The organism is Thermoanaerobacterium butyriciformans (assembly GCF_017874545.1).
GTDB lineage: Bacteria > Bacillota > Thermoanaerobacteria > Thermoanaerobacterales > Thermoanaerobacteraceae > Thermoanaerobacterium > Thermoanaerobacterium butyriciformans.
In genome coordinates this window covers 1-11,753 of record NZ_JAGGLT010000002.1, presented here as the reverse complement: position 1 = coordinate 11,753, position 11,753 = coordinate 1, and the positions used below count along the sequence as shown (strand labels likewise).

General features: G+C 28.3%; 10 protein-coding genes and 2 tRNA genes. 10 read left to right on the top strand and 2 right to left on the bottom strand.

Annotated elements, in window-relative coordinates:
* The 10 genes from J2Z80_RS01115 to J2Z80_RS01070 all read left to right on the top strand — a co-directional run bounded on the left by J2Z80_RS01115 (position 1) and on the right by J2Z80_RS01070 (position 11,205).
* The gene (locus J2Z80_RS01115; RefSeq protein ID WP_209452711.1) at positions 1-2,595 is read left to right on the top strand and encodes a DEAD/DEAH box helicase family protein; all 2,595 of its coding nucleotides are present in this window, start codon (positions 1-3) and stop codon (positions 2,593-2,595) included.
* A gap of 679 nt (positions 2,596-3,274) precedes the next feature.
* Positions 3,275-3,397 (top strand): hypothetical protein, encoded by a 123-nt coding sequence (locus J2Z80_RS15075; RefSeq protein ID WP_280953149.1) that lies wholly within the window; start codon positions 3,275-3,277, stop codon positions 3,395-3,397.
* A 17-nt stretch (positions 3,398-3,414) separates the two neighbouring features.
* A complete protein-coding gene (locus J2Z80_RS01105; protein ID WP_209452710.1) occupies positions 3,415-4,701 on the top strand; it encodes a topoisomerase DNA-binding C4 zinc finger domain-containing protein in 1,287 nt (428 codons plus the stop codon).
* Between the two features lie 138 nt (positions 4,702-4,839).
* Positions 4,840-6,243 carry a stalk domain-containing protein gene (locus tag J2Z80_RS15415; RefSeq protein ID WP_245301081.1) on the top strand — a complete coding sequence of 468 codons (1,404 nt, stop codon included), beginning with the start codon at positions 4,840-4,842 and terminating at the stop codon, positions 6,241-6,243.
* The gene (locus J2Z80_RS01095; protein ID WP_209452709.1) at positions 6,240-6,545 is read left to right on the top strand and encodes a hypothetical protein; all 306 of its coding nucleotides are present in this window, start codon (positions 6,240-6,242) and stop codon (positions 6,543-6,545) included. Before J2Z80_RS15415 ends, J2Z80_RS01095 begins: the two co-directional genes overlap by 4 nt.
* 227 nt (positions 6,546-6,772) lie before the next feature.
* Positions 6,773-8,224, top strand: a complete 1,452-nt coding sequence (locus J2Z80_RS01090; RefSeq protein ID WP_209452708.1) for an SEFIR domain-containing protein — start codon at positions 6,773-6,775, stop codon at positions 8,222-8,224.
* 50 nt (positions 8,225-8,274) lie between these two features.
* A complete protein-coding gene (locus J2Z80_RS15070; RefSeq protein WP_280953146.1) occupies positions 8,275-8,397 on the top strand; it encodes a hypothetical protein in 123 nt (40 codons plus the stop codon).
* Positions 8,398-8,444: 47 nt separating this feature from the next.
* Positions 8,445-9,425 (top strand): exodeoxyribonuclease VII large subunit, encoded by a 981-nt coding sequence (locus J2Z80_RS01080; protein ID WP_209452707.1) that lies wholly within the window; start codon positions 8,445-8,447, stop codon positions 9,423-9,425.
* Positions 9,426-9,470: 45 nt separating this feature from the next.
* The gene (locus tag J2Z80_RS01075; protein WP_209452706.1) at positions 9,471-9,668 is read left to right on the top strand and encodes a hypothetical protein; all 198 of its coding nucleotides are present in this window, start codon (positions 9,471-9,473) and stop codon (positions 9,666-9,668) included.
* 37 nt (positions 9,669-9,705) lie between these two features.
* Positions 9,706-11,205, top strand: coding sequence for a recombinase family protein (locus tag J2Z80_RS01070; protein WP_209452866.1), 1,500 nt, complete (start codon positions 9,706-9,708; stop codon positions 11,203-11,205).
* Here the strand turns inward: J2Z80_RS01070 and J2Z80_RS01065 are convergent.
* A tRNA-Glu gene (locus tag J2Z80_RS01065) sits at positions 11,168-11,240 on the bottom strand. The genes J2Z80_RS01070 and J2Z80_RS01065 overlap by 38 nt on opposite strands.
* Positions 11,241-11,246: 6 nt before the next feature.
* Positions 11,247-11,320, bottom strand: a tRNA-Gln gene (locus J2Z80_RS01060).
* Positions 11,321-11,753: the final 433 nt, after the last annotated feature.

The window sequence follows — 11,753 nt, the reverse complement described above, 5'->3', positions numbered from 1 at the left end:
ATGGAAGAAGTAAAAATATATAAAACAAAGGATTTAGTATTAAGAGTAAATTCTTTTTATGATCCTTCAAAACTTAATTTAGATGAGTGGGAAGGTTTTTTAGATGTTTTGTGTGGAGATAGAGAATATCAAAAAGAAGCAATTAAAAATGCAATTATTTATCTAGCTGGTGGTAGATATACAAAAATTGAAGATTTAATTGAAGAAAATTATAATAAAAATCCTGAATTAAAAAACAGGTATGTGACTATCGAAGAATATAAAAAGCATATTCAACTTTCTAATAAATTATCCGCAAACATAGATTTAGCAACAGGAACAGGAAAATCATATGTTATTTATGGCATTGCTCAAATAATGCTTGGATTAGGATTGGTGGATAAGGTTTTAGTTTTGGCTCCATCTTTAACGATTAAAACAGGTTTAACTGAGAAATTTAAAAGTCTAAGCGGAAATTCAAAGTTAAAAAAAACAATTCCAAAGAATGCTAAGTATAAAAATTCAGGAATTGTAAATGCAAATGTAACGGTAAAGAATGGAGATATATGTATTGAAAATATCCATGCTGTTTATGAAAGAACAGGTTCATCTATTGAAGACAGTTTTAAAGGAATAGGAGAAAGAGTTCTAGTATTAAATGATGAAGCTCATCATATTTATAATAAAGTTAGCGGAAGAGACGAAGAAGCGAAAAGTATAAAAAAATGGAAAGAGTTTTTATTAGACCCAGACTATAATTTTAAGTATATTTTAGGTTTTACTGGTACAGCATATATTGAAAATGAATATTTTAATGATGTGATTTATAGATACTCATTAAGAGAAGCTATTGAAGATAAGATAGTAAAGAATATTGAGTACGTTCAAGAAGATGATAGCTTAAATAGAAATAATGAAAATGAAAAATTTCAAAAAATCTATCAGAATCATCAAGAAAATAAAGACAAATATCCAATAATTAAACCACTAACTATTTTAGTAACTAAGGATATTTCCAGTGCAAAAAATTTAAGAGAGGATTTAATTAATTTTTTAATAGAAAAAGAACAACTATCAAGAGAAGAAATAGAAAAGAAAGTTTTGATTGCCACATCTGCGAATGAGCATAAGGCTAATATTCCAAAACTTAAAACAGTAGATAACAAAAATGATTCGATTGAGTGGATTGTTTCTGTTTCTATGCTTACTGAAGGCTGGGATGTGAAAAATGTTTTTCAAATTGTACCTTGGGAAGATAGAGCATTTAATTCTAAATTGTTGATTGCACAAGTATTAGGAAGAGGGTTGAGAATTCCGATAGAATATCAATCCCCACAACCAAGAGTAGTTGTTTTTAATCATGATGCTTGGAGTAAAAATATTAAAGGATTGGTTTATGAAATTTTAGAAATAGAAACAAAAATTTACAGTGAAGCAATTTTAGGAGGAGAAAGAAGTAAATATCATTTTGAAGTTTATAATTTAGATTATAGTAAAGAAGAAGTTGAAATTGAGCATAAAAGAGATAAGGAAATTTATAATTATTCAAGAATAGAAGAAGAAGGTATAAAATTAGAATCACAGGTGGAAATTGTTAACAAAGAAACTGTTTATGAATCTGTTTCAGAAAATATTACTAGAAAAAGAAATTATGCAATTGAATATAATACATGGAGTGTAGAAGAAGTTTTAGATAAGATTTATGAAGAATTTCAGACAAGAGAATGGGAAGGTAGAGTTTTACAATTAGGAGAAAATCAATATACTAAAAATAATCTCCCCCCAAGAGATAGAATTAAAGAGATTATTATCAAATCAATGAGAAAAGTAGGTATAAAGGGAGATAAGTTAGTTGAAAAGAATGTTAACAAAATTTTTCAATCATTTTCAACTTTACTAAGAAAAAAAGGGAAAACTGTTACAACAGAATTCAAAATAAAAGAACCTATACAAATATCTACTAAAGATATTCAAAGAGAAAGTATAAGTATTGGTAGTTTAAAAAGGGATTATTCAATTTTTTATACTAATAATTGGAAAAATGAAATAAAAAATATAGAGCAAAAAGAATTATTTAGCCAATTATTAGAAGATGAGACTTTACCTAAGTATGCTTTAAAGGAACAAAATGAATTTTTATTTAAAACACCTGTAAATTTAGTATTTACGAATAAAGAACCCGAAAGAAAATTTGTTGAGCAATTATGTAAAAAAGAGGTAGCCGAAAAAATATTAGGATGGATAAAGTCGAGAGATAGGAGCTTTTATAGTATTGAATATACTTGGAGAAAAGGAGGACATCAAAAACCTAATTCAACATTTAATCCTGATTTCTTCATCAAAATAGAAAAAAATGATTATAAATATTTTATAGTGGTAGAAATTAAATCTGATGGTGATGATTCAGAAGAAAATAAAGCAAAATATAAATATGCAAAAGAACATTTTGAAAGGTTAAATTCTTTATTACAAGAAAAAGGAATTAAACAAAAATATATTTTTCATTTTTTAAGTCCAAAATCTTATCCAGAATTTTTTGAATATTTGAAAGATAGCAGGCTAATAGAAGAAAAATTTAAGAGCGAAATAGAAAATTTACTGGAAAACGAGGGATAATTTATGATGAATTTCTAAATACTCCATTTGCTTATGTTTACTTCAAGGCTATCGCTCACGCCTAATATATGTGTATTCCGACTTTGCTAATGTTTCGTTTGAATTCATTACTATGCTCGGACTTCAGATACCCGCCAACGGTTAGATGAAATTGAACGTACAAACCAGAACCAATCCTTTTTTACAAAAATTTCGGATAATAAAGATTTAAAGAAAACTATAATTGGTTACCTTGCAGTTGAAATCTACAAAATGTTTAGGAACGAAATAAGTGCATAATAGACAATAATAAATATTTATTATTGTCAGAAATAGGAGGATATAATGATACCAGAAGACTAGACAGACAAAAAACAAAAATAAGAAAAATGCATTATAATGTTAAATACTGCCTGCAAAACGCAGGTGTATTTTTATATCCAAGTATAAGGATTCTAAAAATTTTATCTGAATAAGAAGGATTTTAAGGCAATATGACGAATTAAGTATTAATATTAACAATTAAGTAAAAGAAAGGATTTGATACTGTGACATATGCCATTATCATATTGCTTGCTTTAAACTTTTTGTGCTTACTCTATTGACACAAGTCCATAAAATGATTAAAGATTATTGTTATATTACAAAAATATAACCTAACAATCCGCATCAATTAAGGTATTATTTTTGCAAACATGATTTGGATATAGGAGTTACTATCACAGAAGTTTCTGCTCTTGCAGGATATTCAAGAATAACTACGACGCAAATATATATTAATTCCTCCATGCAAGAACTTAAAGAAAAAATAGAAAGGCTATAAAATTAGGAGTCTTTATCATGGATAATATTAAATTACCTTTTGGTTTAGGAAAATATGATAAGAAAATTTATCACATTTCCGAAGTCAAACAAGGGAAAGAATGTAATTGCATTTGTCCGTATTGTGGACAAGATTTACTTGCTAAAAAAGGGAATATAAGATCGCATCACTTTGCTCATGTAAAAGAAGAATGTAAATATGCTTTTGAGACAGCTATTCACATGTACGTAAAAGAAATTTTAAGTAAAAACAGTAAAATTTATGTACCAGGACATAATTTTGCAAAAGAAATGTATTTGCACTATAATAGAGTAGAACTAGAAACAAGGTTTGGAGGAATTATACCTGATATTGCTATATATGCTGGAAAACAAAGCAAACCACTTTTAATAGAAGTCAATGTAACGCATCCTATAGATGATGATAAGCTAGAAAAAATTATTAATATGGGTATTTCTGTATTGCAAATAAATATTTGTGATAGTAATTTCGATTTTTATAATTTTGACAAAAAGGACTTAGAAGATATTATTCTACATAAAACTGATTTTAAAGAATGGGCATACAATGCGTATGAGGATAGAAAGTTTGAAGAAATAAGTATAAAAGAAGAAAAAAGAAGATCGATGCTAAGAAAAAGAAAGGAATTATTTCTTTTAAAACAAAAAATTGCTGAAGATTTTGAACAAAAATATAAAGTTGCAATAATTTTGCCTAAAGAATGTTCTCAATGTGATGGAATTATGAGCATTAATAAGGCAGATGATCATTATTATTATAAATGCGATTCCTGCAAAGTAAATGAGCCTATTGGACCTTCAAAATATATTAGTTTTATTAAATATGATGACTTTAATATTAATGATAAAAAACAAAAAATTATTGAATGTGTAGAAGATAAAAAAGAAAGAAATCAATTACTTGATTTTGCTATTAAAAATCAAGATAAGCAAGCTTTAGAATATATAACAAAACTAATGATTCAACAAGGAGATAATAAGGATAAAATTGATAGACTAACAATTCTTTATAATTATTTTGTCACGAAACAAGGGAAACCAATACATATTAGTTATTGGAAAAATTATTATTCTAATTGTCCAATTTGTGGGTCGGATATGGTTTTTAGAAAATCCAAAAAAGACAATGAAATATTTCTAGGTTGTTCCTTATATCCAAAATGTTATGGTACAAAAAAAATAATAACAATAAGTGTAAAAGATGTTTTATATATAGATAAAAATGCTTTTATTTATATGTTAAAGGACAAAATATCTAATAAGCATCATATTATTAAGTCTTAATGAACCACCATATATTGAACGGTACGTACGGTAATGTGACAGGATAGTAAATAACTCGATTTTTTATTTAAGGACGTAATAAGGACATTAAATATGCTATAATATTATTATGCAAAATATGGTAAGGGAGGGTAAAAGTTGTATAAAAAGTTTTTATCAGTCTTTTTAACAGTTCTTTTATTACTTTCTTTTGCAGGCCCAACTTATGCAGGCAATACTACAATCATAATTAACGGTCAAAATGTAACTTTTGATCAACAGCCAATCATTATGAATGGAACAACACTTGTACCAATGCGTGCTTTCTTTGAGGCATTAGGCGCAAAAGTAGACTGGGATCAAAGTACAAAAACAGTCATAGGAACACGTGATAATACAACCGTACAGCTTACAATAGGCTCTAAAATAGGCAAAGTCAACGGACAAAATCATGCTCTTGCAGTAGAAGCACAGATTGTCAACGGCTATACATATATACCTTTAAGGTTTGTTGGCGAAGCTCTAGGGGATGAAGTAAATTACAGCAATGGAGTAATAACAATCAATTCAAATAAGGCACCACCTATAGGTAAGCTAACAGTAAGCTATATCGATGTAGGTCAAGGTGACAGCATTCTTGTACAAGCGCCATCAGGCAAAAACATGCTTATAGATGCAGGAATACCCGAAATGGGAAACACTGTAGTATCATATCTTAAGAGTAAAGGCATAAGTAAGCTTGATGTAGTTGTTGCAACACATCCACATGACGACCATATAGGCGGTATGCCTGACGTTATTAATACGTTCGATATAGGAACTTTCTATATGCCTAAAGCAACAACTAATACAAACGCCTTTGAGAACCTATTAAATTCACTTAAAAATAAAAACGTTAATTCAATGTACGTAAAAGCAGGAAACAATATAGATCTAGGAAGTAACATAACAACACAATTCCTTGCGCCTAACAGCAGCAGTTATGACAACCTTAATAACTATTCAGCAGTTATTAAATTAACATACAAGAATGTATCATTCTTATTTACAGGTGATGCAGAAAAGGAATCAGAACAAGAAATGCTTAATAAAGGATACAACTTAAAAGCAGACGTACTTAAAGTAGGCCATCATGGTTCTGATACGTCAACAACAGCAGATTTCCTTAAAGCAGTAAGTCCTAAATACGCAGTAATAAGCGTTGGAAAAAACAATGACTACGGACATCCTAATCAGTCTGTATTAGACAGGCTTAATAATGCAGTCATAAAAGTATTTAGAACAGACTTAAATGGTACTGTTATTGCAACGACAGACGGCAATACAATTTCGTTCAACGTTAATCCAACCAATACTACCAGTGATAACATTTCAGGCAACACAAGTGCTGAGAAAGTGTACGTTGATGCAAACGGGCATGGACTTATAAAAGGAAATATAAACAGCAAAGGAGAGAAGATATACCACTTGCCTGGAGATCCTTGGTATGACAGAACTAAAGCAGAAGCATGGTTTAAGACGGAAGCCGAAGCTAAGGCAGCAGGATATCGTCCAGTAAAATGATAAAAGAACAAAAAAATATAAGACCAAAATTAATCTTTTTGTACGTACTAAATATAATTGCAAGTGGATTTTTTGTTTTTATAGTGACAAAATTTTTGTTAAATAGTAGTACGTTAATAGGTGCAATAGACATTGTATTATTTATCGCTGCGATTGTGCTTGATGTTGTCATAGTAAATTTTTTAAGACTCAAAAAGAACATAAAACAGCCATTAGATGTCATACCTAAAAATATTTATATATGGCATAGTGTAGTATTTCTTATAGGACTTGCTATTTTATTGTATGTTTATTATTTTTAAAAGAATTTAAGTATATCAGGAAACTATAAGATTAATCTTTATGAATAAATTTAGGAGTAAATAGAATTTTATTGCATATGAGCAAAGAGATTATAAGTTTTATATAAGAATTTTATTAAGACATATCAACAAAGCAATGTGTTTAAATTTGTATGTAATATGCATATTTAACTATTTTATGATAAAGCTACTTAATTTTTAAAATAATGGAGGAAAGATGATTAGCAATGATAGATAAAATACCAAAGGTTTTTATTTCATATTCATGGACCACTCCGAAACACATACAGTGGGTTATTGATTTAGCTACTCGTTTATGCAATCATGGTGTTGATGTAGTTATTGATAAATGGAACTTAAAAGAAGGACAAGATAAATATGCTTTTATGGAACAGATGGTTAATGATGATGGCATTGATAGAGTTTTAATTATATGTGACAAAGCTTATGCAGAAAAAGCGAATTCACGAAAAGGTGGAGTAGGAGAAGAAACTGCTATTATTACTTCTGAAGTTTATAACAAAGTCTATCAAGATAAATTTATTCCTATTGTTACTGAAATGGATGACGATGGAAAACCATATTTGCCAACTTATTTAAAATCTCGAATTTATATTAACATGTCAGATGAAACTTATTTTGAACGTGAATACGAAAAACTTTTAAGAGACATATTTGATCGTCCACTTTATCAAAAGCCTTCAATTGGCAAACCACCAGAATGGCTATTTGATGAAAAAGCTCAACATTATAAAACACGAGATGCAGTTAAACAATTAAAAGACGCTCAATATAGAAATCCTTCTAGAATAAATTGGTTAATTTCATATTATGCCGATGCTTTTTGTGAGGAATTAGATCAATATCGGTTAAATTATGAAACTCTTAAAGACAAGGATTTTGATGACATAATTGTAGAAAATATTGAGAAGTTAAAAATAATGAGAGATAGCTATATTGAATTTTTGAATATTGTTTCTCAAAATTTCGATACAATAGGTGATAATATTGCCTTATTTTTTGAACAAATTTATAATTATTCTTTAGAAAGTCAAAAACAAATTCAAAGTGAATTAGAATTTGACCATTTTAGATTTTTGATATGGGAAATGTTTTTATTTACGATTGTATATTTCTTACATTACGAAAGATATGAAGATATAAAAGAAATGGTAAATAGGACATATTTTTTAAAAGGAAATAATTATCACTTAGAAAGTTGTTCTTTCGTAAAATTTAACCAATATATTAGATCACTAGACGAAATAAGGAATAATAGACTAAATTTAAAAAAATATAGCGTTGCTGCTGATATATTAATTAGTAGAGAATATCGTCCGATTTTTAGTAAAAAAAATATTGTAGAAGCTGATATTATATTGTGCCAATTAAGTTATATATGGAATGAAGTATTAGATAGTAATAAATATGAGAAAATTTGGTTTCCTAGTACTTATATATATGGAGGAGAGAATAACGTAACCACATGGAGTAAGCTTATATCAAGAAAATTCTGTGAGAAAATTAAAGATTTATTAAAATCAAAAAATATAGACGAAATACGTATAAGAGCAAAAGAATATGATTTTGGTTATAATGTGAAGTATAATTTTGCATTTAATCATGCACCTTCTATTTGTCAAGTGATACGACCTGATGATATCGGAACAAAGCCTTAAAAGCAAAAAATAATTGTCAAGTATTTCAAGGTAAAAGTACAAGTGGTAAAATGTATGTAAAAGTTAAAGGCACAAAAGAAGATGCTCAAAAAGTTGCTGAAGAATATAAAAATCAAAATTACACAATAAGCGATATAAGACAAGATAAAAAAGAAAGTGATGTATGGTTCTAAAACATAATATCAAAATTTAATAATTAATGTAGAAAGGAATAATAACTATGCCATCAAATACAAAAGATACATATACTCCATCAACTCTTTTAAATATTTTTTCTAACGCACTTTCTGTTCAAGAAGAGAAGAAAGTAATACAAATTAAAGGAATTTATAAAAAAGAAAACTCTATAAATTATAATGGCTATTTTTATGATCATTTGATAGACGAAATAGAAAATCAACTTATTACAATAAGAATACCAGAAAAATTAAGAAAAGAATTTAAAGATGGATATACATATGTAGTAGAAGGTTATTTGAATAAAAAAGTAAATAAATCTGGCCATATTGATATTTGTTTTAATGCCATAGATATTCAATCAAATGAAGGCAAAAGATTTTTTGAAAATGAAATAAGAAAATATGATGTAAGAAAAATGAAATTTAGTAAAGGCTATAAAAATGTCAATGAAATTTTAAGAAGAAAAATATATAATAAGCAGAAAGTGTCGATTTTTTTAATATACGGCAACAATTCTATAATTTTGCCAGATATCCTAAATGCACTAGGAGATGCAAACAAACATTATGATATAAGGCAATGTGCTGTAAATTTAAGTACAAAAGATGATATTATAAGAGGTTTAAATGAAGGAAATAAAAATTATGATGTTGTTGTGTTGGCACGTGGTGGTGGTTGGGGATTAGATATATTTAATGATCCTGATATAGCAGAAAAAGCTATACAACTGGAACCAGCATTTGTAACAGCTATTGGACATGCAGTTGATAATAATTTATTGCAAGATGTTGCAGATATGCGTCTTGATACACCAACTGCTTTAGGCAATTATTTAAAAGAAATAGCAAACGATGTTGAAACAGCTAAAAGAAGAGAAGAAGAATTAGAAAGTAAATTAAAAAGAAAAGCAGAGGAATTAGAAAAAAACAAAAGAGAATGCAAATATAAAATTATAAAGTGGGGAGTTTTGTTATTTATATCTGGAATAATAATTGGATCTTTAATATTGAAGCATATTTAATAAATTTATTGTATCTAAAACAAAATCAGAAAGGTTGTGATAAAAATGGCAAAAACCTATCAAGATTTAATAAAGACCGTACATGACTATATAGAACCTTTAAAGCCCTGTACATGTGGCGAAAATGTACTTGTAACGCTTGCTGTAGAGCCTATTAAAGCAGACTATTTCAAGGATGATAGCGTGCAGCATTGTATAGTACAATGTAAAAGGTGCGGTAAAATGTATATATCGGAATATTAATACGCTTTTTAATGTACTTAAGGAGGGATAATAACAATTGAAAGCAGTAGCATATTGTAGATATAGTTCAGATAATCAACGTGAAGAATCAATTGAAGCACAAGTCAGGGCAATAGAAGAATATGCAGAAAAAAACAATATTGAAATTATTAGAATATATGCGGATGAAGCAAAGTCAGCAACTACTGATGATAGGCCGCAATTTTTGCAAATGATTAAAGATAGTGAAATGAACATATTTCAAGCTGTCATTGTACATAAATTAGATAGATTTGCGAGAAACAGATACGATAATGCCTTTTATAAGCGTCTACTTAAAAAGAATGGTATTAGACTCATATCCGTATTAGAACCACTTGATGATAGCCCTGAAAGTATAATACTTGAAAGTGTTCTTGAAGGCATGGCTGAATATTATTCAAGAAATCTTGCAAGAGAGGTTATGAAAGGATTAAAAGAAAATGCGTTTCAAGCAAAATTTAATGGAGGTATAGCACCTTTAGGATATGATATAAAAGATGGTTATTATGTTATTAATGAAAAAGAAGCTGAAGCTGTTAAACTTATATTTAAAATGTATAATGATGGTTATAGTTATGGATGTATTATAGATGAATTAAATTTACGCGGTTACAAAACTAAAAAAGGTAATGCTTTTAGCAAAAATAGTTTGCATGATATTTTGAGAAACGAAAGATATATTGGGAAATACATATTCAATAAAGGAACTAAAAATAATCATAACATTTGTAAAGAAGATGTGATTATAATAGACGATGCTATTCCTGCTATAATAGATAAAAATTTATTTGAGGAGGTACAAAAAAAGATGGAAAAAGCGAAAAAGATACAAGCTGCACATAATGCAAAAAGAATATATTTGTTTTCTGGACTTATAGAATGTGGTGTTTGTGGTGCGAGCATGGTAGGTTGTTTAGGAAAACAAAAGTATGCATATTACAGATGCAATAATAAACAACGTACAAAGCAATGTAATAATAAAGATATAAGCCAAAATATGATAGAAAATTACATTTTGAGTGAATTACAGGAAAAAATTTTTAATGATGATATTATACCTCAAATTGCAAAATCTTTAAATAAAGAGAATCAAGAAATTATAAACGATAGACAAAATATGCAAAAAACACTTTTAAAAAGGAAAGAAGAAATAGATAAAAGTATTTCTGCTATTGTAGATGCTATTGCAGCAGGACATTTCCATCCAAGCCTTGATGCTAAATTAACCGAACTTGAGCAACAAAAAAATGAAGTTGAAATACGATTAAGAGAATTAGAATTAAAACCTGACGTAAGCATTATCACAGAAGATATGATAAAGGCATATTTAATAAAAGACAAAGATATTTTGATGAAAGGAGATAGAAAAAAAATAAAAGCTATGTTGCCTACATATATAAAAAAAATTACCGTCTACCCTGACAAGGTGGAGGCAATTTTGAAAATCTCGATTAATCAAAAAGTTTGTACATGGGAAGTAGCCTTAAGGGGAGTCGAACCCCTGTCTTCGCCGTGAGAGGGCGATGTCCTAGGCCACTAGACGATAAGGCCACATATTGGCTGCCGAACTAGGATTCGAACCTAGACTAGATGATCCAGAGTCACCGGTGCTACCGTTACACCATTCGGCATCAACTGACAGAAGTTATTATAGCACGGCTTTTTATTTTTGACAAGAGTTTTTTTTAATTTTTTTCTATAAAGTTGCTATAAGCTTTAGTATTATATTCCTTATAAGATAAAATTAGTATATAAATAAAAATAATGTTTAAATTGTTAAATAAGAATTTATATGACCTAAGAAATGATATGTATTTTAATATTTTTAGGCAGCATTAATAGACATACGTATTGTATGCCAAAAAAAATTTATTCGTAATCACTGTTTATACACTATTTTAAAGTTTGCTATATTTTGTATCTTTGTGTAATGCCTAAGATATCCATTATTTCATTAATTCCATATATGGCATAGTATTTTTCTTCTGCAACAATTAGTATTTTTTCTTTTTCATTTGTTTTTTTCTTTCTCCAATTGCGCATGCAATCTATTTCAGATTGCAC